Source organism: Pseudomonas gozinkensis (genome assembly GCF_014863585.1).
In the GTDB taxonomy this organism is placed as follows: Bacteria; Pseudomonadota; Gammaproteobacteria; order Pseudomonadales; family Pseudomonadaceae; genus Aquipseudomonas; species Aquipseudomonas gozinkensis.
On the sequence record NZ_CP062253.1, the window covers coordinates 993,416 to 1,018,920 of the forward strand.

The window sequence follows — 25,505 nt, forward strand, 5'->3', positions numbered from 1 at the left end:
CCGCTCAAATGAATGAACGGGGCTCGGTACTTCCCTCTTCGATCAGAAGTGGAAGTTGGTGCTCAGCAATGCCGTACGGCCCGCCGCCTGGTTGGCGAAGTGAGTCGAGAAGGCCTTGTCGTAGTAGGTTTCGTTGGTCAGGTTCTGCACGTTCAGCTGCAGGTCGACGTTCTTGCTCAGCTTGTACGCCGCCATCGCGTCGTAGCGAACGTAGGAATCGACCATGGTGGTGTTGGCCACGCTGCCGAACACATCATCCACGTAGAACGCACCGCCACCGATGGTCAGCTTCGGCGTGACCTGGTAAGTGGTCCACAGGCTGGCGCTGTTTTTCGGCGTGTTAGGCAGTTCGTTACCGTTGTTGGCCTTGTTGGCCGGCAGGTCACCACCGTCAACCTGTTCGCTGTCCATGTAGGCGTAACCGGCGAACACTTGCCACTTGTCGGTGATCTTGCCGCTGGCGGACAGCTCGATACCTTGTACGCGCGTCTTGCCGGCGTTTTCGTACGAGGTGGTATCCACCTGGACACGCGCGTTTTCTTTCTCGGTGCGGAAGATGTCGGCGGTCAGCGACAGGCGATCGTTCAACAGATCCCACTTGGTACCGATTTCGTAGTTCTTGGTGGTTTCCGGCTCCATATCGCTCTTGAGCAGGTTGCCGTTGCGATCCGGCGTGCCGCCCAGCGGGTTGCCGTCCATGCCTTCACCCAGGGTGCTGCCCGGTGGCGTGGCGGAGGTGGCGTAGGACGCATAGATGCTGCCGTTCTCTGCCGGTTTGTAGACGATGCCGAACTGGCCGGTCACGAACTCGCTGGTGTCCGAACCCTTGGAGGTGGTGCGGCCAGCGTTGTTGTAAGTGTTGTAGCCGGTTTCGAAGTGGTCGTAACGCAGGCCCATGTTCACCAGCCATTGCTGGGACAGTTCCAGGGTGTCGAACACATACAGCGCGTAGGTATCGGACTGGGTGTCGGTGCCGGCGTAGTTGCGCGAGATCGCGCCGTTCCACGGATCGTTCGGGTTCGGGTTCGACAGCGAGGTGCAGTTGTAGCCGCTCGATGCGCCGATCATCGATGGGGTGCAGTTGGTGCTGGAGTTGCCAGCGCTGCGCGGCGTGGTGTCGGTGTTGACGTTGTACGAGGACTTCTGGCTTTCCTCACGGGTGTATTCGACACCGGTGGAGAAGCTGTTCTTGAAGCCGGCAACGTAGAAGTTACCGAACAGGTCAGTCTGGTTGGTAGTGGTCTCGGTGTTGCTCACGCGAGTGTTCGCACGACGCCAGACGCTGCCGTTGTTGACGTTGCCCTTGCTGTCGTCCGGCTGGGTCAGGATGTAATCCTGCATGCTGGTGCCGTGACGCAGGGTGTTCTTGATGGTCAACGAGTCGCTCAGGTCATGCTCGATGGCGAAGGTCGCGGTGTCGGTGCGGCCCTTGCGGAAGTCGCGACCGTCCAGGCCGTAGAAGTTGCTGTGATCGCCACCCGAGTACGGCTTGTCCGGGTTGGACTTGGTGCGTGCCGCCGAACCGGCCTTCGGAATGGTGTACGGGATGCCCGAGTCCGGAGTGTCGTTGCTTTCGAGATGGTAGTAGTCGAGGTTGACGCGGGTGTCGGTGCCCAGGCCAAAAGCCAGGGAAGGCGCGATGCCCCAACGGTCGTAGTCGACGCTGTCACGACCGGCGACGTTGCTCTCGTGGCTCATCAGGTTCAGACGGCCGGCAGCGGTGTCGCTGAACTGGTAGTTGCCGTCCAGGGTGTAACGCTGGGTCTGGTCGGAGCCCCAGGTGAAACCACCGTCGAACGAGTTGCCCAGGTGCGCTTTCTTGCTCACCAGGTTGATGCTGCCGCCCGCCGCGCCGCGACCACCGATGGCGGAGTTCGGGCCCTTGCTGACTTCGATGTTTTCAACGGCGAAGATCTCGCGGCTCTGCGAACCGGTGTCGCGCACGCCGTCGAGGTAGGTGTCGCCCTGGGCGTCGAAACCGCGGATGAACGGGCGGTCGCCCTGCGGGTTGCCGCCTTCACCGGCACCGAAGGTGATGCCCGGTACGGTGCGCAGCGCGTCCTGCATGTTCAGGGCGCCGGTGTCCTTCAGGACTTGTTGCGGAATAACGGTGACCGAGCGCGGCGTGTCGACCAGCGGCGCGGTGTACTTGGGCGAGGAGGCTTTCTCGACCTGGTAGGACGTCGAGTCCTGGGCCTCGCCGGTGATGGCGGTGGCGTCCAGGGCAATGGCATTGCCGGTGGCCTTGCTGTCGGTTTTTTCGGCGGCGAACACCATGTGGCCTGCGGAGCCGGCGGTGATCGCCACGCCGATGGCGGAAGCGAGCAGACGTGGTGAACTGACCGGTAATTGTGCTGGTTGACGTGCCATTTTTATTCCCCTCCCCAAGGATTTGAGGCGGCGGAATATAGGGTAAACAGGTATTCGTATCAATTGCGAAACATTGTTATTCGCACTGAATTTACATTCTTTACAATTTAACCTTACGGTTTTTGCCAGTTCATTCGTCTAGCGGGTTTTACACGGCCAATAAGAATCAATACCATTGCCGCCTCTTTGCCATCAGGTGACATTGCCATGCTGCTGCACATCCCCGGGCTGTTCGCGAAAGAAGAAGTGCAGCGCATCCGCGAGGCTCTGGAACAGGCAGACTGGGCCGATGGCAAGATCACCGCCGGCTACCAATCGGCCAAGGCCAAGCACAATTTGCAACTGCCGGAAGGCCATCCACTGGCCAAGGAAATCGGCGCGGCGATGCTTGAACGCCTGTGGAAAAATCCGCTGTTCATGTCGGCCGCGCTCCCGCACAAAGTGTTTCCGCCATTACTCAACTGCTACACGGCGGGCGGCAGTTTCGATTTCCATATCGACAACGCGGTACGCCAGCCCAAGGGCAGCATCGAGCGGGTGCGCACGGATTTGTCCGCCACGCTGTTCTTCAGCGAACCCGAGGACTACGACGGCGGCGAGCTGGAAATCCAGGACACCTTCGGCACCCAGCGCGTGAAACTGCCCGCCGGCGACATGGTGCTGTACCCCGGCACCAGCCTGCACAAGGTCAACGCGGTGACTCGCGGCGCGCGTTATGCCTCGTTCTTCTGGACTCAAAGTCTGGTGCGCGAGGACAGTCAGCGCGCCTTGCTGTTCGAGATGGACGGTGCGATCCAGCAACTCACTCAGGACATGCCCGATCACCCTTCGCTGATCCGCCTCACCGGCACCTATCACAACCTGCTGCGTCGCTGGGTCGAGGTGTAAGTGGCGGACTTTCGGTTACGTCGCGAAGAAGTCCTCGACGGTGAACGCCTCACCGCGATGCTCGAAGAAAGCCCGGCCCGTGCGGCTCAGGCAATTCTGCTGGCGGCGGGTGAGGGCGTGCTGGAAGCGCAGGCGCTGCTCGGGCAGATCCTGCTTGATGGTCACGGGATTGCTCAGGATCAGCCGCTGGCCTTGCGCTGGTTTGAAATCGCCGCAGGGCAAGGTCATCTGATGGCGCGCAACATGCTCGGGCGCTGCCATGAGCACGGCTGGGGTTGTGTGGTCGACGCCGGACTCGCTGCGCGCTATTACCAGACGGCCGCCGACGCGGGGCTGGATTGGGCGATGTACAACCTGGCCAACCTGCATGCCACCGGGCGTGGAGTGGCCGAGAATCATGCGCAGGCCCTGACCTTGTACCGCCGTGCTGCCGAGTCGGGGCATGCGAAGTCGATGAACCTGTTGGGTCGGTATCTGGAGGACGGGCACCACTGCCCGCAAGATCTGCCAACGGCGCGCGACTGGTATCGGCGTGCGGCCGAGGGCGGCGATTTCCGTGGTCAGTTCAGTCACGCCGCGATGCTTGCCGATGAAGGGCGCATCGATGACGCTCTCGGCTGGTTACGAAAGGCACTGGATACGGGCAATGTGAATTTCCTGCGAGTTGCCAGTGTGTCTTTGTTAAATGCGCAACATCCGCAAATCCGCGCAATGGCGGATGCTTATAAGTTGCGTCTGGCTGAGTTAGTTGCTTTGTAATTATTTGTTCTGCAGTGAGTTACTTTAATAAAGTTGCATGGGGTTGTTGCTCGTTAGTCATGGTGAGTGGCTGGGTGATTTGTCTTGATTGCTAATATTTAAGTGCTTGTTGGTTGTTATCTTGCTGTCCTAAGGTCGTATTGCGATGTCGGCGCTCAAGTTGAATGAATCGCTTGAGGGTGCCGTATATCTAAAATGACTTTTATTAAATATCCGAAGAAGACAAGGAGTCTCTTATGGAATTCAGGATGGACAGCAAGATTGTCGAGGCCGCCGCAAAGGCGCCTCGGGTATTTGTAGATGCTTCGCTCGGCGAGGGTGAAGAGTACAGTCGTGAAACCGGTATTCAATTAACAAAAGAGCAGATTATCAGCCTGCGCAAGTATGAAGTTCTGGGGCTGTCGCTTCCCGTTCGGCTGGCGGATGTCGTTGCCTATCTGAACTATGGCGCCGGAGATGCGGGGGGCACTGGTCTCAAGGCAGCAGACTTTCTGCGGACATTCACCTACACCTACGATCATGCGAAACGCTGGTCGCCGTTGCGTGAAAAAATCATGCTCACCGGTACTGATCTGAAGATTTTTGCCGGCAGCATTATTCGCACGGGTAAAGGAATTGTAGAGATCTACGAAGACTTGAAGGCTTCCAGATACCTGGAAGAACACGATATCAATTCGCCGGAAGAGTATCTGAAGCTCAAGCTCACGATCCCGAATCTTCCCGACCTGGTCTTGCCGTCCGGCGATGTTCCGGAAATCAAGACCTACCTCAATGACATGCTGGCCAAAGTCATGCAGTGTCACGAGAAGGCCGAGCGCGTCAGATCGGAACTCGACAGTTTTGGTACGGATATGCGTGAGGTCGTGCTGCCAGAGATCAAACTGCGACTGGAGTTTGTGTCTCGTAATACCTATCAGGCAGACATCCAGGCCCTACAGAGCGAAATCGACCAGCGCTCGAAAGAAATCGATGAACTGAACAAGCAATATGATCAGCTGGTTCAGGAAGCGATCAAGTCGGCAGCGACACTGAATATCGGTGGTTTGATTCTCGGCATCTATCAGGGCGTCAAGGCTGAAAAAATCCGTAAGGAGCGTAACAGGTTGAAGGCAGAGCAACAGGCTTCCAACCAGGTCATGGCCAGCAAGAATCAAACGCTGAGCTCCTTGAACAAAGTACGCGACGATTTGCAGAACCTGAGCTATGTAGCGATCGAGGCGGAAGTGGCCACGCAGAATCTGATGCTGGTGTGGAATGCGCTCAGTACCTATATCAGTGCATCTGTCAAAGAAGTCGACTTACTTGAGGAAGCAACTTCCCTGAGGAAATTCAAAAACCAGATTCTCGGCATTATTGATCCGTGGGGGCAGATAAAGACCAGTTCCGATCAGCTGTTGGGTGTGTTCGCTGCGGCAGATAAAGAGTATGGAAGCAGTTCTACAATGTTCAGGAGTAAAACAGTGAGGATTTCACTGAATAGTCATCCAGCCCGTTCGGATTTTGACGTCGCTGCTTTACGTGCCCAGGCTGTAGCCGTTCAAGAAAGCAATGTCACTGCGCAAATGCTCGGTGAGCAGTTCAATTATCTGCCGGGTACTGTCCGCACAATGAATGGGCTGACGATGGCTATCCAGAAAGCCACATTTGAACTTCGTAATCAGGCCCAGGCTACAAGTATCAGTCTGGAGCGTGCGCAGAATAAGCTGAAAACATCGCAGACTGAACTTCTCGAATATCCGGAAGATGCGGACGAAATCCGTGAGGAAATGGAAGCCGAACTCAAGAATGTATCGATGAAAGTCTCCGAGCACGCAGATGATTTGAAGATGACACACAACGGCTTGAGTACCGCTTATGACCGATCGGCTTCGGCGCAATGGGTTGTAACGCTGCAGCAGGATCGTGCTTTCAGCGAAACGCTGAAAATCAAATCCGAAGAGAAAGTCGCCGATCTGGAACAACAGATGAAGTCGGTGTCTGAAGCACTTGAGCTGATCGCGAAAGCCGGAGTGGAGAAGATTGGTCAGGAAGCCCAGTTAACGCTGGATAACCTGAAAGCTCTGGGGTTGGCACCACCGCAGGTTCAAGTGGCACTGTTCGCCATTGATACCTTGAAAAAAGTGATCTCGGGTATCGGTGAGGCGATTTCCTATCTGAACATGCTGGCGGCTTACAACCAGCTCAAGGACAAGGCGGGTGATCTGAGGGCGCAGTTGAAGAAATACGTCAGCGAAATTGCCCAGATCGATGGAAAGCTTCACCTGGTGCAAGTCCTCGATCAGTTGGACGACGAACGCTGGGAGTACGTGAATGAGTTCTCGAATCTGGTGGCCCGGATCGAGTCCTTCTCCCGAGACTTCAAGCAAGACAAGTCGCAGCCGGTCGAACAGCGAACGACTGCTGCAATCGTCCGGATTGCCGACGTCAGGCAGTATCTGAAAACTGTTCAGCAGTAAGGAGTCGAAGCGGTGGGCGCAATGCCTGCCGCTTCCCGACCAGTCATGAATACACTTGCCTATGAATTTTCCATCGCACAACGGCGCGTGCTGGATCGATACACCTGTTTCCTGAGTTCTCTGTACACAACCTTCAATAACATTCCCCTGGTGTTTGAGCGCCGCAGAGCCAGTGGTCATCGATTGGCGGTACTGGCCAGCGATTCGCGCTTGAACAACGCCAGTTTCAATGCGCGTTACTTGCGGGAATTCTGGCAGCGCACCGAAGACGCTCGGCGTCTGTGCAGCACTTATGTCGCAGACCTCAGCCTGTTTACCGCCGAAACCCGGGACATCATCAAAAACACCTCAAGGAACGAGCCCCTCAGTCAGGTGGATTTCAAGTTGTACGGTTTATCCAGGTCGCCCACCTGGCAGTTGTTTCCCCCCAACGATGTACCAGATCTGATTCACGAACTGGCGCTTCGGTTTTCCTCGTTGAGGGCGGACATCCGCCAATTGAAATACACCATCGCTGAAGTGCATGACGAGTCGTTCGGACTCAAGTCAGTGTTTGTCAGGGCGATGGATCATCGCTCGTGCCAGTGTCATACCCAGCCGACAGTGGCCGAGGAGTTGTTTCGCGAAGCGCGTACTGCGCCGGTTTGGGACCTGGCTTATTCGTCAGCGGAACCTCACGTCAGGGCCACAGAATACAAAGCCGATATCGCCACGTTGTTTAACGGGTTGGCCTCTGCGAGTTCGCAAATCAGCGTGTTTCTCGAAGAAACGATCTTGCGCATCGACACGGTGTTCCAGGCGTTGCTAAAGGCAGAACGCGTGTCGAAAGTCGGAGAGCTGAACTTCCAGTTAACGGCCACGAAGGAGGGCGCTGAAGAGTTCATGGCAATGATCAATCACCTTGAGACATGGCTGCGCAAATAAAAAAGGCCCATGCATGCATGGGCCTTTTCAGTTGAAGCGTCGCTTACACGTAGAACGATTTCAGCGGCGGGAAGCCATTGAATTCAACGGCGCTGTAACTGGTGGTGTACGCACCGGTCGACAGCCAGTACAGGCGGTCACCGATCGCCAGGTTCAGCGGCAGGCCGTACTTGTAGTTCTCGTACATGATGTCGGCGCTGTCGCAGGTCGGGCCGGCGATCACGACTTCTTCCATCTCGCCTTTCTTCTCGGTCCAGATCGGGAACTTGATCGCTTCGTCCATGGTTTCGATCAGGCCGGAGAACTTGCCCACATCGGTGTAAACCCAACGCTCGACGGCGGTACGGGATTTACGGGCGACCAGCACCACTTCACTGACCAGGATGCCGGCGTTGGCAATCAGCGAACGGCCCGGCTCCAGGATGATTTCCGGCAGGTCATCACCGAAGTCTTCCTTGAGGAAGCGGATGATTTCTTCGGCGTAGGTTTCCAGGCTGTTGGTGCGGGTGATGTAGTTGGCCGGGAAGCCACCGCCCATGTTGATCAGTTTCAGGTGGATGCCGTCTTCTTCTTTCAGGCGTTCGAAGATCACTTTGACCTTGGCGATCGCCGCGTCCCAGACGCTGATGTCGCGCTGTTGCGAACCGACGTGGAACGAGATGCCGTACGGCACCAGGCCCAGGTCGCGGGCGAGGATCAGCAGGTCCATGGCCATGTCGGTCTGGCAGCCGAATTTGCGCGACAGTGGCCAGTCGGCCGTGGTCGAGCCTTCGGTCAGGATGCGCACATAGACCTTGGCGCCCGGTGCAGCCTTGGCGATGTTGCGCAGGTCGGCTTCCGAGTCGGTGGCGAACAGGCGCACGCCCTTCTCATAGAAGTAGCGAATGTCCTTGGATTTCTTGATGGTGTTGCCGTAGCTGATCTGGTCCGCGCTGACGCCACGGCTCAGCACTTTGTCCAGCTCATAGATCGAGGCGATGTCGAAGCTCGAACCCTTCTCTTTGAGCAGGTCGATGATCTCGACGGCCGGGTTGGCCTTGACCGCGTAGTAGACCTTGGCGAATTCGAAACCGGCGCGCAGGTCGTCATAGGCCTGGGCGATCATCGCGGTGTCGATCACCACGAACGGGGTTTCCTGTTTGTCGGCGAACGCCTTCATTTTCTGAAAGGTTTCGCGCGCGAAATAGTCTTCGACCTGGATCGACATACCTGGGAGCTCCTACTGGCAAACGTTAGTAATCAATGGGTGCAAATGAACGTCCTCCGTATCCCCACTTTGGTTCGCCTACTTCCCAAGGCATGTCGCCGAAAGCAAAAAGGCCATGGGAAGCGGCGCTGCCCTTGGCCTTGCTGTCTCGTCGTCAGTACTTGAGCCGGATGGATCGTTTCCAGCATGGACGTTCGGCGCGAACTTTAGGGCGTGAGGGGCCTGAGATCAACAAAAAATGTCGCGTTTTTGCACGCTTCCGTCGTGCGGTAGCGCTCAGTCACCGGTGTAACCGACCTGCATGACAAGCTGATGTTCCCCTTGTCGTCACCTTCCGGTGGATTGGATGCGCAGTCTGGCTATAACCCTGCACGTTTTAATCCCGAAAAAATATCGCAGTAGCGTCGCCTACTGTCATTTATGACAGGTGTTTAATTTCGCGATTGTTATTAGGGTTAGTGCACAGCCATCACGCTGAAATGAGTTGAGGTGCCAGTTCTGGTATTTCAACTTTCAGGCATCTGCCTGCATGTAAGGAAGTTGCGAGTGTGCAGCAGGGAGTTGGATTTTGTAGAGGGTGATTGAGATGAAGCGAATCATTTTATGGATGTTTGTATTGTTGCTGTCAGGGTGCGCTACTCACGAACCTTCGCCCAAGGTTGACTCCGATCAAGGTACCTCCGGTGTTCAATCCGCTGGCACTGGAATTTTGGGTGCAGGTACAGGGCCCGAGATCGCGGCGTATTTGACAAAGGCCTATCATGACAAGATAAACATGTGTCGTAATAATCCCAGCGCGCCACCATTCTTGTGCAGCGGAGTACTGTTTCGGGCGACCGAAAACTCCACCCTGTTTCATTTTTGGGATCCAAGGCCCGGTTCTACCGGTGTTTCTTTTTCGTGGCTGCGTGTGGATGCAAAGTTCAATAAGCTAGTATTTGGGTATAACAATGGATTTATTTTTTATCCCTATTTTTTTAAACCTGCGGGGAAGATCGAGCCTGAAATTCTGTGCTTTTTTCCCGTGGACGGTGCAACACTGAGCCGCCCGGATAAAGGTTGTGGACAGGTGCCGAACGTGCCCACGAGTGTACGTTGTCAAACTCAGGGTATAAATACTGCTGCGCAATACCTCGCTCATTACAACAACCAGCCCGGCAAGTACGGAAGCCTATGCGGATTTGATGTTCGCGATTATCTGAATCAAGGAGCGACGACCGCTTTCAACGAAGCGGTAAAAGCCCAAGAGCAGGGTGGAACCTTCGCGTTTAACACCCAGAACGAATTTCGGCTGGATGTCTGGGGGCAGAATCTGGGAGCGACTTTGCCGATCGAGGCGGTGTTCTACCTCAACGATACAGGCAAGGCCGGTGCGCAATATGATCAGCGTGATTTCAAGACGCAAACCGGTATCTGGATTCCAATGATACGGATGACTCTTCCACAGACACCGGCAGCCGACGCGACTTTCCAGTTCATCCCCGCCGATCAGGCCATTTCCTCCTGAACAGAATAGGCGGTGCTTATCCACAAACGCCGCCCTTCTCGAGTTGTCGTACTGGGTTTGTCTGGATGCTATTCCAATAGCTGGTCTTTAAGGCGCATTTTTTTTGCAAGGTGAAAGTTCAGATTTGTGGTGTTACTCATAATTTTTTGGAGGCAGGGGAAATGAACAGGATATTACTGTGGCTGGTTGTTTTATTGATTTCAGGGTGTGTGACTCATGATCTTGCTCCGAGCGTTACGGTCGACAAAAATTCGCAAGCTGTGCAGTCCGCAAGTGCGGGAGCAACACAGTCCTATACTGGGCCTGAGACAGCGGCCTATTTAACGGAGTACTACGACAATATTTCTATCCGCAACTGTCGGGCCAATCCCAGAGCGCCGAAGTTCCTGTGCAGCGGTGTGATGCTGCGAGCGACCCAGCACTCCACAGCCTTTCATTTCTGGAATCCAAATCCGAGCTCCACGGGCGTTTCCTTTTCCTGGCTGAACAAGGCCGCCAAGTTTGGATCAACAGCATTCAGTTATCCGAATGGTTTTATTTTCAGTCCGTATTTGTTCGCATTTTCCGGAAAGATCGAACCTGAGATTCTGTGTTTCTACCCAACTGATGGCGCAACGACTAACCGTGCAGATAAAGGTTGTGGTGCGTCTGCCTGGCCAAACTCTGCCCCCTGTCAGAGTCAAGGCATACACACTGCTGCACAATATAAAGTGCATTTTCAACAGAATCCGCAAAGGTATGACCATTTGTGCGGATTTGATGTGCGCGACTCTTTGGATGAGGCGGCGACAGACGCGTTCAATGAGGCAGTCAAGGCTCAGGGGGAGCTCCCGCCAAGTGCATTCGGTACGCAGAATGAGTTTCGACTGGAGAAGTGGGGGCAGAACCAGGGGGCAGTACTGCCCATCATCGCGCTTTTCTATTTCAATGATACGGGCAAGGCTAACGCACAATACGACCAGCGTGATTTCAAAACACAAACCGGAATCTGGCTTCCGATGATCCGGATGACCCTTCCGCAAAATGCGACGCAAGACGCGACATTCCAGTTCATCCCCGCCGATCAGGCCATTTCCTCCTGAACAAAAAAGGGCGGTGCTTATCCACAAGCACCGCCCTTTTTTACAGCCCGTTCTTCAGGTCAACGCAACTTCCGCCGGCGACACGATGCTGGTCTTGCCCCCTCGGGACTTGCCTGAGCTCAGATATTCGGCAATCGACTCCTGGGTCACCTCGCCGAGGAATACCCGCTCGGCATCCATCACCGGCAGCCATGAGCGATTGAACTCGTACATCCGAGACAGCAGGATGCGCAGGTGTTCGTCATAGGCAGCAGTGGCGTTGAACTCACGCAGGAATTGCGCGCACGTGCCGGTCTGACGATGCAGATCACGACGGCGCACATAACCCAGTGCCTTGTTCTCAGCGTCAGTCACGACGACATAACGACGGTCATGTTCATCCATCAACTCCAGCGCATCGGCGACCGGGGTTTCCGGGCTCACCGACGGCGCGTTGTCCGCCGCGTCTTCGGCTTTCACCAGCAGCAGACGCTTGAGGGTGCTGTCCTGACCGACGAAGTTGCTGACAAAGTCGTCCGCCGGATGGGCGAGCAGGGTGTCCGGATGGTCGATCTGCAGCAGTTTGCCGGCGCGGAAGATCGCGATCTTGTCGCCGAGCTTGATCGCTTCGTCGATGTCATGGCTGACCATGATCACGGTCTTGTTCAGCGCGCGCTGCATCTCGAAGAACTCGTTCTGGATCATCTCGCGGTTGATCGGGTCGACCGCGCCGAACGGTTCGTCCATCAGCAACAGCGGAGCATCCGCCGCCAGTGCGCGGATCACACCGATCCGTTGCTGCTGGCCACCGGACAGTTCGCGCGGGTAACGATGCAGATATTGCTTGGGCTCAAGCTTGATCATGCTCATCAGTTCGCGGGCGCGGTCGTGGCATTTCTGTTTGTCCCAGCCGAGCAGTTTCGGCACCACGACGATGTTCTCTTCGATGGTCATGTTCGGGAACAGACCGATCTGCTGAATCACGTAGCCGATGTTGCGACGCAGGGTCACTTCGTCGAGGTCGGTGGTGTCTTCGCCGTTGATCAGGATCTTGCCCGAGGTGGGCTTGATCAGGCGGTTGATCATCTTCAGCGTGGTGCTTTTGCCGCAGCCCGATGGCCCGAGGAACACACAGATTTCGCCTTCATTGACGGTCAGGCTTACCGAGTCCACGGCTTTCACGTCTTTGCCGTTGCTTTGGAAGGTCTTGCTGAGGTTTTGAAGTTCGATCATTTGAGGAGTCCTTTTGGAGTCAGCGAACGTTGCAGCCACTGCAAAATGAGGTCGGCGAAGATCGCCAGAAGACTGACCAGCAGCGCGCCGACGATGAGCATCGACATGTCGCTGCGGCTGATAGAGGCGAGTATCAGCACGCCGAGGCCGCCGGCGCCGATGGTCGCGGCGATGGTCATCACGCCGATGTTCATCACTACCGCGGTGCGCACGCCGGCGAGGATCACCGGCACTGCAATCGGCAACTCGACCATGCGCAGGCGCTGGCCGAAGGTCATGCCGATACCGCGCGCGGCTTCACGGATGCCCGGTTCGACGCCGGTCAGGGCGAGGTAGGTGTTGCGCATGATCGGCAGCAGTGAATAAAGGAACACGGCGGTGATCGCCGGCATCGGGCCGAGGCCCTGGCCGAATTTCGAGTAGAACGGCAGCAGCAGTCCGAACAGCGCAATCGACGGCACGGTCAGCAGCACCGTGGCACTGGCCTGCAAGGGACCGGCGAGACTCGGGAAACGCGTCATCAGGATACCCAGCGGCACGCCGATGAGGATCGCCAGGCTGACGGCGATGCCGACCAGCGTGATGTGCTGCCAGGTCAGGTGCATCACCTGCTGCCAGTCGAGGTGGGAAAAGGCGTTCAGGAATTCCATGACTTTTCCTCCTTTAGTTCAGTGGATGCTGGCGCAGGAAATCGGCAGCGACTTTCGACGGGCTCTCGTGATCGACATCGACCCGTGCGTTGAGCTGGCGCATGGTTTCGTCGTCGAACAGTTCGGCCAGCGGCTTGAGTTGCTCCGCCAGTTGCGGGTGGGCGTCGAGGTAGGCCTGACGTACCACGGGAGCAGCGGTGTAGTCCGGGAAGTAATGCTTGTCGTCTTCCAGCAGCTTCAGCCCGAACGCGTTGAGGCGACCGTCGGTGGTGTAGACCAGACCGGCAAACACCTGACCGTTACGCAGGGCGGTGTAGACCAGGCCTGCGTCCATCTGCCGGATGTTCTGGCGGGTCAGGTTCATGTCGTAGAGCTTGACCATGCCGTCCAGACCGTCGGAGCGGTTGGCAAACTCGGTGTCCAGCGCCACCAGGTGAATGGTCTTGGCTTCAGCCTTCAACACGTCGTTCAACTGGCTGATGTTGTGGATTTGCGGGTATTGCTCCGCCACTTTTTTCGGCAGGGCGAGGGCGTAGGTGTTGCTGAATTTCGATGGCGTGAGCCAGACCAGGCCTTTTTTCGCGTCGAGTTCTTTCACCCGGGCGTAGGACTGTGCGCTGTCGAGTTTTTCGGTGACGTGGTTGTAGGCCACCAGCGACACGCCGGTGTATTCCCAGAGCATGTCCAGCTGTCCGGTTTCGTGGGCGCTGCGGGCCAGGTTGCTGCCAAGTCCACCGGTGATCTGCGCGTCGTAACCTTTGCTACGCAGGTATTGCGCGGTGATTTCTGCGAGCAAGGTCTGCTCGGTGAACACCCGGGCGCCGAGGCGAATCACCGGTTTTTCGGCGGCTTGTGCCAACCCTGCGAACAGCAGGACGCAACTCAAGATCAGGCTAAGTCGTTTCATATTCATTCCTTCGCAAAAGCCTTAAGACGGGCGCAAACCGCGTTCCAGCCAGAGACGGCTGGCGAGGGTGACCACGCCATCGAGCAGCAGGGCCAGCAGCGCGGTGCACGCGGCGCCGAGCAGCAGTTGCGGCTGATTGTTCAGGGCGATGCCGGGGAAGATCAGGCTGCCAAGGCTGTTGGCGCCGATCAGGAACGCCAGCGGCGCCGTACCGACGTTGATCGCCAGCGCGACCCGCACACCGCCGACGATGATCGGCACGGCGTTGGGCAACTCGACTTTCCACAGCACCTGACGCGGAGTCATGCCGATGCCGACGGCGGCTTCTTTCAGTGAGCCCTGGACGTTTTTCAGGCCTTCATAGGTGTTGCGCACAATCGGCAACAGCGAGGCGAGGAACAAGGCGAAGATCGCCGGACCGCTGCCGATGCCGAGAATCCCCAGGGCAATCGCGAGCACGGCCAGCGGAGGCACGGTGTTGCCGATGTTGAAGATCTGCATGAAGCGTTCGGCGCGGCCGACCATGGTCGGGCGGCTCAGGAAGATACCGGCGGGAATGCCCACGACCAGGGCGGCCAGCATTGAAGCGAGGACGAGAATCAGATGAGCTTGCAGGTAAAACAACAAATCGTCGCGGTAGTGTTCGATCGTGTTGATGCCGATCCAGTGGACCAGCAGGGCCAGGAGCGCGATCACCACCGCACCTCCCATCAGCCCTTTGCCATAGCGGATAGCCACAGGCGGACTCCTTTTTTTTAGTCGGCGAACGCAGTCCCGTGTGGCATGCCGTACATGGCTGCCGGGAGAGTCGTTCGCGAGAAGCAGCTTTTTTTCAGCCCGGCAAAAGCGGTCTGAAAGCGAGCCATGAGCGCAGCCTCGTCAGGCTAACTTGCTGATTTTTCAGCCCCCGACGAATTGTCGTAACAGGGGATGGACGTCTCCGTGCTTTAAAAGGTTCCCATCTGAGGCAGCATTTGGCCACCCTTAATGTGCTCAACGGTTCGGTTATTGAATCGAGTTGGGCTATAATCGCCGCCCTTTTTTGAATCACCGCCAGGCGATTTCCCATGACCAGACAGGCCGCCGAAGTCGCGAAACGCCGCACTTTCGCCATTATTTCCCACCCCGATGCCGGTAAAACCACCATCACCGAAAAGCTCTTGCTGATGGGCAAGGCGATTGCTGTGGCCGGTACGGTGAAATCCCGTAAATCCGACCGCCACGCGACATCCGACTGGATGGAGATGGAAAAGCAGCGGGGCATCTCGATCACCACGTCGGTCATGCAGTTCCCGTATCGCGAACACATGATCAACCTGCTCGACACCCCGGGCCACGAAGACTTCTCCGAAGACACCTACCGTACCCTGACTGCGGTTGACTCGGCATTGATGGTTCTCGACGGCGGTAAAGGTGTTGAGCCACGTACCATCGCGCTGATGGACGTCTGCCGTCTGCGTGACACGCCGATCGTCAGCTTCATCAACAAACTCGACCGTGACATCCGCGACCCGATCGAACTGCTCGACGAAATCGAAGCCGTCCTGAAGATCAAGGCTGCGCCGATCACCTGGCCGATCGGTTGCTACCGCGACTTCAAGGGCGTGTACCACCTGGCGGACGACTACATCATCGTCTACACCGCCGGTCACGGTCACGAACGCACCGAAACCAAGATCATCGAGAAGCTCGATTCCGACGAAGCCCGCGCTCATCTGGGCGACGAGTACGATCGTTTCCTCGAGCAGCTGGAACTGGTGCAGGGCGCCTGCCACGAGTTCAACCAGCAGGAGTTCATCGACGGTCAACTGACCCCGGTGTTCTTCGGTACCGCACTGGGCAACTTCGGTGTCGATCACGTCCTCGACGCCGTGGTCGACTGGGCCCCGCGCCCGCTGCCACGCGTAGCCAACGAGCGCACCGTGGAGCCGGTGGAAGAGAAGTTCTCGGGCTTCATCTTCAAGATCCAGGCGAACATGGACCCGAAACACCGCGACCGCATCGCCTTCATGCGTATCTGCTCCGGCAAGTACGAGAAAGGCATGAAGATGCGCCACGTGCGTACCGGCAAGGACGTGCGCATCGGCGATGCCCTGACGTTCTTCTCCTCCGAGCGTGAACAGCTGGAAGAGGCCTACGCCGGCGACATCATCGGTCTGCACAACCACGGCACGATCCAGATCGGCGACACCTTCAGCGAAGGCGAAACCCTGGGCTTCACCGGTATCCCGCACTTCGCCCCGGAACTGTTCCGCCGCGTACGCCTGCGCGATCCGCTGAAATCCAAGCAACTGCGCCAAGGCCTGCAACAGCTGGCCGAAGAAGGCGCGACCCAGGTGTTCTTCCCGGAACGCAGCAACGACATCATCCTCGGCGCCGTCGGTGTGCTGCAGTTCGATGTGGTCGCCAGCCGCCTGAAAGAGGAATACAAGGTCGAGTGCTCCTACGAGCCGATCACCGTGTACTCCGCGCGCTGGATCGAATGCAGCGACAAGAAGAAGCTGGAGGAATTCTCCAACAAGGCTGTGGAAAACCTGGCACTGGACGGCGGCGGTCACCTGACCTACCTCGCGCCGACCCGCGTCAACCTGGCCCTGATGGAAGAGCGCTGGCCTGACGTGAAATTCCGTGCGACGCGCGAGCATCACTAAGCGCTGAAATGTATACGAAAGGGCGAAGCTGTTATGGCTTCGCCCTTTTTTTTGCCTTGGATTTTTCTGGAAAGGTATGAGCGTCATTTAATTCTTTGAAAGAATTTTCGTAATTATTGATTAGTAGGTCCGGCGACTTTTCTGTTTCAGATAAGCGGTAGCATTTTTCGTATTTACCTGTCAGTTCTGATAGTAGATGTCATGGTAAGTGTGGGTATATAACTCGACGGTGTTTGTGTTTTCACTTGGGTCGGTCATGGAAGAAGCTATGGAATCTTTATACTTTGCCGTCTTGCTGAATATTTTGGGTGGGTTTGTTATTTTCTTCAGGTTCTACTTTAAAGAAATATCGGACTTGTTCTGGGCGTGCACATGGTTGGCATCCTCCATGTTGGCGGCCTTATTAGTATGGTCGATAACAGGAGAAGCAGTAGACGTTGCAACGCTGCTGGTCGGGGGGCTATTAGTGGGGAGTTGTATTCGCCTGCTTGTGCCCTATTTCAAGCTGTTCGGCATTGGCTTGTTGATGTGCCGGTTCAGCATGCCGATCGCCCTGGTATTGTTTATCGATGGGGTTTTGGAAACTGTCCAGTTCCCCATGGTTTTGTGGGGAGTCTGGTATTCGATTGTGTTGATGTTTCTGCTTCTGTCCGCAGTGACTCTCATCGGAGAAGCTCTTCTGGATCTGTCGGTATTTACGTTGAATTATCCCCGGCGTGACGGCGCAATAAAATATATTGAGTCAGATGATGGGAGTTTTTATCCGAAGGTTTCCATCCATGTCCCTTGTTATGCAGAGCCGCCAGATTTAGTGATTGCCACGTTGGATGCGATAGATAAGTTGAATTATGATAACTATGAAGTGATTGTTGTTGATAATAATACCCAGGATCCCGATCTCTGGCGTCCCGTAGCTGAGCACTGTAAAAAATTAGGCGAGCGGTATTGTTTTTTTCACGTTGATCCGCTGAGCGGAGCGAAGGCTGGAGCGGTCAATTTCGCGCTGCGCCATACATCACCGGATTCGGAAATCATAGCGGTGATAGATGCTGACTATCTTACAGATGCAGATTTTCTGAATCGGTATGTGCCATTGTTTAAAGAAAAGACCACAGCGTTCGTACAAACCAGTCATGATTACCGTGACTGGCGAGATAATCCGTTTCTCTCCGGTACTTACTTTCATTACATTGTTTCACATAAGACGATGCACCCTGCACTGAGTGAATATGGCACAGGTTATCTGGTCGGCACAATGTGCCTGATCAGGCGTCATTTAGTTGAGCAGGTCGGGGGCTGGGCAGAATGGGCCTTGACCGAAGATCTGGAATTATCCATGAGCATAATGGCACATGGATATACTGGTTATGTGTTCTCTGATACTTTGGGAGTGGGCCTCATTCCTGAGACAATGGATGGTGTAAAAAAACAGCAGTTTCGTTGGTGGGCGGGGGCGAACCAGGAGTTTATATATAATTGGCGTCGATATCTGGGTATTTCCCCTTGCGAGCATTTGACATGGGTGCAAAGGGCTTTTCGTTTTTATGCCGTGCTGAAAGATATGATGAGTGCAAGTTTATTTATTTTTGATTCGTTGATTGTTATTGTCTGTGTCTATCTGGTGTTGAATAAAATGGTTGTGATTGTTCCTGGCGCCCTGCTTGCAGCCATTGCATCAAGCTCGGGGATGGCGTTGCTGATTGGCTGGATTGGCGTGAGGGAGTTGGGCGGGCGGAAAATCAAGGATTACTTTTTAATGGGTATGATGAAAAGTGCGTTGAGATGGGTGGGTATCAAAGCAGTTTTTATACCTTTTTTAAAGTTGAAAATGACTTGGGTTCGAACGGATAAGTTTAAGCAGTCCAGTAGCTTTCATCGGGCGTTATCTTCGTCTTTTGTCGAGACAGTTATTGCGTTGGCGTACTTGATGGCGGGTTCAGTTATGTATTTGTTTGCGGATTTCAGACGTTTTGATTTTTTAGCTCTGGTAAGTTTATGGTGGCTGCTTCAGGGAGTAAGTTTTACTTGCACCTTTATCATGGCGGTTGTCAGTGAAATGGCCTTGGTTGGACAGCAGTTCACTCCTGAGCTGGAAGTCGTCGAAGAAAAACAATGAGTAAGTCTCTCTGCAGGCTCTCTGTGATTCTTTTCTTCAGACGTCGTGGTTCGGCTTTGATTTTTCAATAGCACTTCTATGGCCAGAGACAATTCGATGGTTCATGTCTACTGTCCGGGTAAATGGTTTTCCCGCTAAAGAAACATTGGAATCAATGGCGTGATTGCTAATTTGACGCGTCTCATTCGGCTGGCCGACTACTTCAGTCCGATGGCATGGATGCTCGCTGTTTTGCTGTTCATCAATCGCCTCAGCAGCATGGTCAAGCTGTAAATGGTGCTGTATCTGCATCTGGAACCAGGCTTCGCCATCGAGACCGTTGGCTGGTGTTGGCGGCTTACGATGTCGGGGTTCTATGCTGGGCGGCTTGCATATTCCCATGTCGCACTGGGGGGAACGCTGGGGCGCGCGTCGGCCGTTGATCGGCGATTGTGCTGAGTGATCAGGCAAACCGCATTCGAGCCATACAAGGCGCAGACGCTTAGCCGATCCGGTTATGAGAGTTATTCGAAAGCGGTCTGTCCACGCATGGCATTTCCGGGCATGGGTTAGCGTCCTATCTGGTGAACCCGGCGGATCGGAACTAGATTTCAATCAGCGTCAGGTCAGCATGAATTTCTCACCTGGAACAGGATGGACTCGGCTATGAAAAACAGGTTGCTACGCGTTTTGCTGCTGTTGAAAGTGATGGTGATGCTGTCCCTCGGCACCGCGACGGCCTGGGCCGAGTGCGAGGATCACGATACCCAGGCCTCCAGTGGGCAGGCGGGGCACAGCGCTCTGATGCTGGCCAAGTCCGAGTCCGAGCCGGGCGATCAGGGCCAGGGGGGCAGCGCCGACGATGACGACTCGACCACCGATGAGCCGGACAGTGACGATGCGGATGAAGGTGACAGCCAGACGTAGATTCCGGGCAAAAGAAAACCCCTTCTTTCCCGATCGATGCGCAATCGGGGCAGAAGGGGTTTGGTCAACGCTTCAATTCAGAGAACAACCCAATCCTTGTGGGAGCGAGCTTGCTCGCGATTGCGGTGTGTCAGTTGACCTATATGTCGACTGATCCAGTGCTTTCGTCGGATCGCCGCCCGGAGCAAGCTCGCTCCCACAGTATTTTGTGTCGATCTCCAAATCTGCTCAGGCCGCGCCGTCGAGGAACTGCTCGGCGTAGTGGCACGCCACCTGACGGGTGTCGAGCTGGCGCAGGGCCGGCTCTTCGCTGCTGCAACGCGCGGTGGCGTATGGGCAGCGCTTGTGGAACGCGCAGCCAGGTGGCGGGTTCAGCGGGTTGGGCAACTCGCCGACGATCTTGATTTTCGGCTTGTCCGGATCCGGGTGGATGGTCGGGGTCGCCGACAACAGCGCCTGGGTGTACGGGTGCAGAGGACGGGCGTAGATGTCGTGCTTCGGACCGATTTCCACCGGGCGACCGAGGTACATCACCATCACGTCATCGGCCACGTGCTGCACCACCGCCAGGTTGTGCGAGATGAACACGTAACCCGTGTTGAACTCCTGCTGCATGTCCATGAACAGGTTCAGCACCTGCGCCTGGATCGACACGTCCAGCGCCGAGGTCGGTTCGTCCGCCACCAGCACTTTCGGTTGCAGCATCATGGCGCGAGCCAGCGCGATACGCTGACGCTGACCGCCGGAGAACATGTGCGGATAACGCTGGTAGTGCTCGGGACGCAAGCCGACCTGCTTCATCATCGCCTGGACTTTCTCGCGACGCTCGGCAGCCGAGAGGTTGGTGTTGATCAGCAGCGGCTCGGCCAGTTGATCACCGATTTTCTGCCGTGGGTTCAACGACGCATACGGGCTCTGGAACACCATCTGCACGTCTTTGCGCAGTTGCATGCGCTGGGCCTTGTCGGCGCCGGCCACTTCCTGGCCGGCGATTTTCAGGGAGCCGGACGACGGCTCCTCGATCAGGGTCAGGGCGCGGGCGAGGGTGGATTTGCCGCAGCCCGATTCACCGACGACGGCGAGGGTCTTGCCGGCTTCCAGCTCGAACGACACGCCGTTGAGGGCGCGTACGGTCGCATGGCCCTTGAACAGGCCACGGGAGACTTCGTAGTGACGGGTCAGGTCGCGGGCGGTAAGTACGACGGCCATTACGCCACCTCCTGGTTCAACGGATAGAAGCAGCGGGCGAGGCTGTGGCTTTTCGGGTCAAGGGTCGGACGCTGCGCGCGGCAGCTGTCCTGCACGTACGGGCAGCGCGGCGACAGCAGGCAGCCTTGCGGGCGGTCGTAACGGCCGGGCACGATGCCGGGCAGGGTCGCCAGACGCTCGGCACCCTGGCTGTGTTCCGGAATCGCCTTGAGCAGCGCTTCGCTGTACGGGTGGGCCGGGATGTCGAACAGTTGCGGCACCTGGCCGACTTCAACGGCTTGACCGGCGTACATCACGCACACGCGCTGGGCGGTTTCGGCGACCACGGCGAGGTCGTGGGTGATCAGCACCAGGCCCATGTTCTGCTCTTTCTGCAACGCCAGCAGCAGGTCCATGATCTGCGCCTGGATCGTCACGTCGAGTGCCGTGGTCGGCTCGTCCGCGATCAGCAGTTTCGGCTCGCCGGCAATCGCCATGGCAATCGCCACACGCTGGCTCATACCGCCGGACAGCTGGTGCGGGTAGGCGTCCATACGGCTGGCGGCGCCCGGGATTTCGACTTTTTCCAGCAGTTCGATCGCACGTTTGCGCGCTTGCTTGCCGGACATTTTCAGGTGCAGGCGCAGCACTTCTTCGATCTGGAAACCCACGGTGTAGCTCGGGTTCAGCGCGGTCATCGGGTCCTGGAACACCATCGCCAGGTCTTTGCCGACGATCTGCCGACGCTGGCGGTTGTTCAGCTTGAGCATGTTCTTGCCATCGAAGCTCAGCGCGTCGGCGGTGACGATGCCCGGGTGCTCGATCAGGCCCATCAGCGCCATCATGGTCACGGACTTGCCGGAACCCGACTCGCCCACGATCGCCAGGACTTCGCCCTTGTCGACTTTCAGGTCGAGGCCGTCGACGACCGGGGTAGCGTTCTTGTCGCCGAAGCGAACGTTGAGATTCTTGATTTCTAACAGTGACATGGGAATCTCCTCAGGCGGCGTTCTTGAGTTTCGGGTCCAGCGCATCGCGCAGGCCGTCGCCCATCAAGTTGATTGCCAGCACGCTGAGCAAAATGGTCAAACCAGGCAGACTCACCACCCACCAGGCGCGTTCGATGTAGTCGCGGGCCGAAGCCAGCATGGTGCCCCACTCAGGGGTTGGCGGCTGGACACCGAGGCCGAGGAAGCCCAGGGCGGCGGCATCGAGGATCGCCGAGGAGAAGCTCAGGGTCGCCTGAACGATCAGCGGCGCCATGCAGTTCGGCAGCACGGTGATGAACATCAGGCGTGGCAGGCCGGCACCGGCCAGGCGCGCGGCGGTCACGTAGTCGCGGTTCAGCTCACCCATCACGGCGGCACGGGTCAGACGCACGTAGGACGGCAGCGAAACCACGGCAATCGCGATCACGGTGTTGATCAGGCCAGGGCCGAGGATGGCAACGATCGCCACAGCCAGCAGCAGCGACGGCAGGGCCAGCATGATGTCCATCAGACGCATGATGGTCGGGCCGATCATTTTCGGGAAGAAACCGGCGAACAGACCCAGCAGGATCCCCGGAATCAGCGACATCACCACCGACGACAGACCGATCAGCAGCGACAGACGCGAACCCTGGATCAGGCGCGACAGCAGATCGCGGCCCAGTTCATCGGTGCCGAGCAGGAATTGCATCTGCCCGCCTTCGAGCCACGCCGGCGGCGTCAGCAGGAAGTCACGGTATTGCTCGCTCGGGTTATGCGGCGCGACCCAAGGGGCAAACAGCGCGCAGAAAATCACCAGCAGCATGAACAGCAGGCCGGCGACGGCGCCTTTGTTCTTGGCGAAAGCCTGCCAGAACTCTTTGTACGGTGACGGGTACAGCAGACTTTGATCCACGGCGGTGGCAGCGGTGGCTACTGAGGAAGTTGGAGTGCTCATGGGTATTGACCTCAGCGCTGATGACGGATGCGTGGGTTGGCAAAGCCGTAGAGGATGTCCACCACGAAGTTGACCAGAATCACCAGGCAGGCGATTAACAGGATGCCGTTTTGCACAACCGGGTAGTCCCGGGCGCCGATGGCTTCGATCAGCCATTTGCCGATGCCGGGCCAGGAAAAGATGGTTTCGGTCAGGACCGCGCCGGCCAGCAGGGTGCCGACTTGCAGGCCGACCACGGTCAGTACCGGAATCAGCGCGTTGCGCAGACCGTGCACGAACACCACGCGCGACGGCGACAGGCCTTTGGCCCTGGCGGTACGGATGTAGTCTTCACGCAGCACTTCGAGCATCGACGAGCGGGTCATCCGCGCGATCACCGCCAGCGGAATGGTACCCAGCACGATGGCCGGCAGGATCAGGTGGTGCAGGGCATCGAGGAACGCGCCCATGTCATCGGCCAGCAGGGTGTCGATCAGCATGAAGCCGGTGCGCGGCTCGATGTCGTAGAGCAGGTCGATCCGCCCGGATACCGGGGTCCAGCCCAGGCTTACCGAGAAGAACATGATGAGAATCAGGCCCCACCAGAAAATCGGCATCGAGTAACCCGCGAGGGAGATGCCCATCACCCCGTGGTCGAACAGGGATCCTCGCTTGAGGGCCGCAATCACCCCGGCCAGAAGGCCCAGGATACCGGCGAACAGCAGGGCGGCCATGGACAGTTCCAGGGTCGCCGGGAAGAGGGAGGTGAACTCGGTCCATACGCTCTCACGGGTGCGCAGGGATTCGCCGAGGTCGCCGTGGGCCAGTTTGCCGATGTAGTCCAGGTACTGGGCGTACAGCGGTTTGTTCAGACCGAGGCGTTCCATTGCCTGAGCGTGCATTTCGGGGTCGACCCGACGTTCGCCCATCATCACTTCCACGGGGTCGCCGGGAATCATGCGAATCAACGCGAAAGTCAGCAAGGTGATGCCGAAAAACGTGGGGATCAACAACCCCAGTCGGCGGGCAATAAAACTAAACATCGTGTGTGGTACCTCATCAGCCGGTTAGGCGTGCCCGGCGACCCTGGGGTCAGGGGCGCCGGGAGTTTCTTATCTACTTCACCTGGGTGGTGGCGAAGTTATTGGTTGTCAGAGGGCTGATGTGATAACCCTCTACGTTGTTGCGCATTGCGGTGAACATGCGGGTGTGGGCCATGCTGATCCACGGTTGGTCCTGATTGAAGATGACTTGCGCTTCTTCATACAGTTTGGCGCGTTCGGCCGGATCTACTTTAGCCCGTGCTTCGTCGAGCAGGGTCTGGAATTTCTCGTTGCACCAGCGAGCGTAGTTTTCGCCGTTCTTGGCCGCTTCGCAACTGAGCATAGGCGTCAGGAAGTTATCCGGGTCGCCGTTGTCGCCCGCCCATCCGGCCGAGACCATGTCGTGCTCGCCGGCCTTGGCGCGTTTGAGCATCTCGCCCCATTCCATCACGCGGATGTCGATCTTGATCCCGACTTTCGCCAGGTCAGCCTGCATCATCTGTGCGCCGAGCATCGGGTTCGGGTTGGTCGGGCCGCCGCCGTTGCGGGTGAACAGGGTGAATGTGGTGCCTTCCGGTACACCGGCTTCCTTGAGCAGGGCACGGGCCTTGTCGAGGTCACGTGGCGGGTTCTTCAGGTCGTGGTTGTAGCCCAGCAGGGTCGGCGGGTACGGGTTGACCGCAACGGTCGCGTTACCCTTGCCGAACAGCGCGTTGACATAGGCTTCCTTGTCGAAGGCGATGTCGATCGCTTTGCGCACCCGCACGTCGCTGATGTACTTGTGCTGGGTGTTCATGGCGATGTAGGAGACGGTCATCGCGTCCATTTCATCGACTTTCAGGTTGCTGTCTTTTTTGATGCTCGGGATGTCATCCGGTTTCGGATACAGCGCGATCTGGCACTCATTGGCCTTGAGCTTCTGCAAACGCACGTTGTTGTCGGTGGCAATCGCCAGGATCAGCGCGTCAGCCGGGGCCTTGCCACGGAAGTAATCCGGGTTGGCCTTGAAGCGAACCTGGGCGTCCTTGGCATAACGCTGGAAGATGAACGGGCCGGTGCCCACCGGTTTGCTGTTCAGGTCGCCGGTCTTGTTGGTCTTTAGCAACTGGTCGGCGTATTCGGCCGGGTAGATCGAGGAGAAGGCCATGGCGATGTCGGCCAGGAATGGCGCTTCGCGACGGGTCAGGGTGAACTTGACGGTGTTGTCGTCGACTTTCTCGACGCTTTTGAGCAGTTCCTTGAAGCCCATGCTTTCAAAGTACGGGAAGCCCACGCTCGACAGTTTGTGCCACGGGTGATTCGGGTCCAGCTGACGCTGGAAACTCCAGACCACATCGTCGGCATTCATGTCGCGGGTCGGCTTGAAATATTCGGTGGTGTGAAACTTGACGCCTTTGCGCAGGTGGAACGTGTAGGTCAGGCCGTCTTCGCTGATGTCCCAGGATTCGGCCAGCGCCGGAATCACTTCGGTGGTGCCGGGCTTGAAGTCCGCCAGACGGTTGAAGATGGTTTCGGCCACCGCGTCGGCAGTGACTGCAGTCGTGTACTGGACCATATCGAAGCCTTCCGGGCTGGCTTCGGTGCAGACCACCAAGGGTTTGGCCGAGACGCCGACAGCGACACTCAGCAACGCAGCCGCGATGGCTGCACGTAGGGGAAGCATTTTCATCAAGAACCCTCTGCAATCGGTTGAAGACAAAAAGCCGAACGGCCAACTCGTCACTGAGTCAGCCG

The 25,505-nt window shown here is 57.1% G+C and carries 20 protein-coding genes; 9 read left to right on the forward strand and 11 right to left on the reverse strand.

Annotation, left to right across the window (positions count from 1 at the left end):
- Positions 1-42 precede the first annotated feature (42 nt).
- The gene (locus IHQ43_RS04290) at positions 43-2,370 is read right to left on the reverse strand and encodes a TonB-dependent receptor (RefSeq protein WP_192563493.1); all 2,328 of its coding nucleotides are present in this window, start codon (positions 2,368-2,370) and stop codon (positions 43-45) included.
- Between the two features lie 207 nt (positions 2,371-2,577).
- Between IHQ43_RS04290 and IHQ43_RS04295 the strand changes: the two genes are divergently transcribed.
- From IHQ43_RS04295 to IHQ43_RS04310, 4 genes are all read left to right on the forward strand, one after another.
- Positions 2,578-3,258: a Fe2+-dependent dioxygenase gene (locus IHQ43_RS04295; RefSeq protein ID WP_095139806.1), complete on the forward strand. Its 681-nt coding sequence runs from the start codon at positions 2,578-2,580 to the stop codon at positions 3,256-3,258.
- Entirely contained in the window at positions 3,259-4,017 is a 759-nt protein-coding gene (locus IHQ43_RS04300; RefSeq protein ID WP_192563494.1) for a tetratricopeptide repeat protein, read from the forward strand. It begins immediately after the preceding gene.
- 236 nt (positions 4,018-4,253) lie between these two features.
- Positions 4,254-6,473 carry an alpha-xenorhabdolysin family binary toxin subunit A gene (locus tag IHQ43_RS04305; protein WP_192563495.1) on the forward strand — a complete coding sequence of 740 codons (2,220 nt, stop codon included), beginning with the start codon at positions 4,254-4,256 and terminating at the stop codon, positions 6,471-6,473.
- 45 nt (positions 6,474-6,518) lie between these two features.
- Positions 6,519-7,397 (forward strand): hypothetical protein, encoded by an 879-nt coding sequence (locus IHQ43_RS04310; protein WP_244142240.1) that lies wholly within the window; start codon positions 6,519-6,521, stop codon positions 7,395-7,397.
- Positions 7,398-7,440: 43 nt separating this feature from the next.
- Here the strand turns inward: IHQ43_RS04310 and IHQ43_RS04315 are convergent, their stop codons facing one another.
- Positions 7,441-8,604: a type III PLP-dependent enzyme gene (locus IHQ43_RS04315; RefSeq protein WP_007953693.1), complete on the reverse strand. Its 1,164-nt coding sequence runs from the start codon at positions 8,602-8,604 to the stop codon at positions 7,441-7,443.
- Positions 8,605-9,190: 586 nt separating this feature from the next.
- Between IHQ43_RS04315 and IHQ43_RS04320 the strand changes: the two genes are divergently transcribed.
- Positions 9,191-10,111 carry a hypothetical protein gene (locus IHQ43_RS04320; protein WP_192563497.1) on the forward strand — a complete coding sequence of 307 codons (921 nt, stop codon included), beginning with the start codon at positions 9,191-9,193 and terminating at the stop codon, positions 10,109-10,111.
- Between the two features lie 161 nt (positions 10,112-10,272).
- Positions 10,273-11,193, forward strand: a complete 921-nt coding sequence (locus tag IHQ43_RS04325) for a hypothetical protein (RefSeq protein WP_192563498.1) — start codon at positions 10,273-10,275, stop codon at positions 11,191-11,193.
- A gap of 54 nt (positions 11,194-11,247) precedes the next feature.
- On the opposite strand, the gene IHQ43_RS04330 is transcribed toward IHQ43_RS04325, so the two are convergent.
- Genes IHQ43_RS04330 through IHQ43_RS04345 form a run of 4 tightly spaced genes read right to left on the reverse strand, consistent with a single transcriptional unit; the run spans position 11,248 to position 14,673 of the window.
- Positions 11,248-12,405, reverse strand: a complete 1,158-nt coding sequence (locus tag IHQ43_RS04330) for an osmoprotectant ABC transporter ATP-binding protein OsmV (RefSeq protein WP_192563499.1) — start codon at positions 12,403-12,405, stop codon at positions 11,248-11,250.
- A complete protein-coding gene (locus IHQ43_RS04335) occupies positions 12,402-13,055 on the reverse strand; it encodes an ABC transporter permease (protein WP_007953690.1) in 654 nt (217 codons plus the stop codon). Before IHQ43_RS04335 ends, IHQ43_RS04330 begins: the two co-directional genes overlap by 4 nt.
- Positions 13,056-13,068: 13 nt before the next feature.
- Positions 13,069-13,962, reverse strand: coding sequence for a glycine betaine ABC transporter substrate-binding protein (locus tag IHQ43_RS04340; protein WP_192563500.1), 894 nt, complete (start codon positions 13,960-13,962; stop codon positions 13,069-13,071).
- Positions 13,963-13,983: 21 nt separating this feature from the next.
- On the reverse strand, positions 13,984-14,673 hold the full coding sequence (locus IHQ43_RS04345) for an ABC transporter permease (protein WP_172667905.1): 690 nt from the start codon (positions 14,671-14,673) through the stop codon (positions 13,984-13,986).
- Positions 14,674-15,029: 356 nt separating this feature from the next.
- On the opposite strand from IHQ43_RS04345, the gene IHQ43_RS04350 reads away from it, so the two are divergent.
- The 3 genes from IHQ43_RS04350 to IHQ43_RS04360 all read left to right on the forward strand — a co-directional run bounded on the left by IHQ43_RS04350 (position 15,030) and on the right by IHQ43_RS04360 (position 19,635).
- The gene (locus IHQ43_RS04350; protein ID WP_085608055.1) at positions 15,030-16,613 is read left to right on the forward strand and encodes a peptide chain release factor 3; all 1,584 of its coding nucleotides are present in this window, start codon (positions 15,030-15,032) and stop codon (positions 16,611-16,613) included.
- 268 nt (positions 16,614-16,881) lie between these two features.
- Positions 16,882-18,729 carry a glycosyltransferase gene (locus IHQ43_RS04355; protein WP_192563501.1) on the forward strand — a complete coding sequence of 616 codons (1,848 nt, stop codon included), beginning with the start codon at positions 16,882-16,884 and terminating at the stop codon, positions 18,727-18,729.
- A 645-nt stretch (positions 18,730-19,374) separates the two neighbouring features.
- Positions 19,375-19,635, forward strand: a complete 261-nt coding sequence (locus IHQ43_RS04360; RefSeq protein ID WP_192563502.1) for a hypothetical protein — start codon at positions 19,375-19,377, stop codon at positions 19,633-19,635.
- A gap of 228 nt (positions 19,636-19,863) precedes the next feature.
- Here the strand turns inward: IHQ43_RS04360 and IHQ43_RS04365 are convergent, their stop codons facing one another.
- From IHQ43_RS04365 to IHQ43_RS04385, 5 genes are all read right to left on the reverse strand, one after another.
- Positions 19,864-20,844 (reverse strand): peptide ABC transporter ATP-binding protein, encoded by a 981-nt coding sequence (locus IHQ43_RS04365; protein WP_192563503.1) that lies wholly within the window; start codon positions 20,842-20,844, stop codon positions 19,864-19,866.
- Positions 20,844-21,812, reverse strand: coding sequence for an ABC transporter ATP-binding protein (locus IHQ43_RS04370; RefSeq protein WP_064382563.1), 969 nt, complete (start codon positions 21,810-21,812; stop codon positions 20,844-20,846). The genes IHQ43_RS04365 and IHQ43_RS04370 overlap by 1 nt, the downstream gene beginning before the upstream one ends.
- A gap of 10 nt (positions 21,813-21,822) precedes the next feature.
- Positions 21,823-22,749, reverse strand: coding sequence for an ABC transporter permease subunit (locus IHQ43_RS04375; protein ID WP_192563504.1), 927 nt, complete (start codon positions 22,747-22,749; stop codon positions 21,823-21,825).
- Between the two features lie 11 nt (positions 22,750-22,760).
- Entirely contained in the window at positions 22,761-23,771 is a 1,011-nt protein-coding gene (locus IHQ43_RS04380) for an ABC transporter permease subunit (protein WP_047597886.1), read from the reverse strand.
- Between the two features lie 73 nt (positions 23,772-23,844).
- On the reverse strand, positions 23,845-25,440 hold the full coding sequence (locus IHQ43_RS04385; RefSeq protein WP_192563505.1) for an ABC transporter substrate-binding protein: 1,596 nt from the start codon (positions 25,438-25,440) through the stop codon (positions 23,845-23,847).
- Positions 25,441-25,505 lie beyond the last annotated feature (65 nt).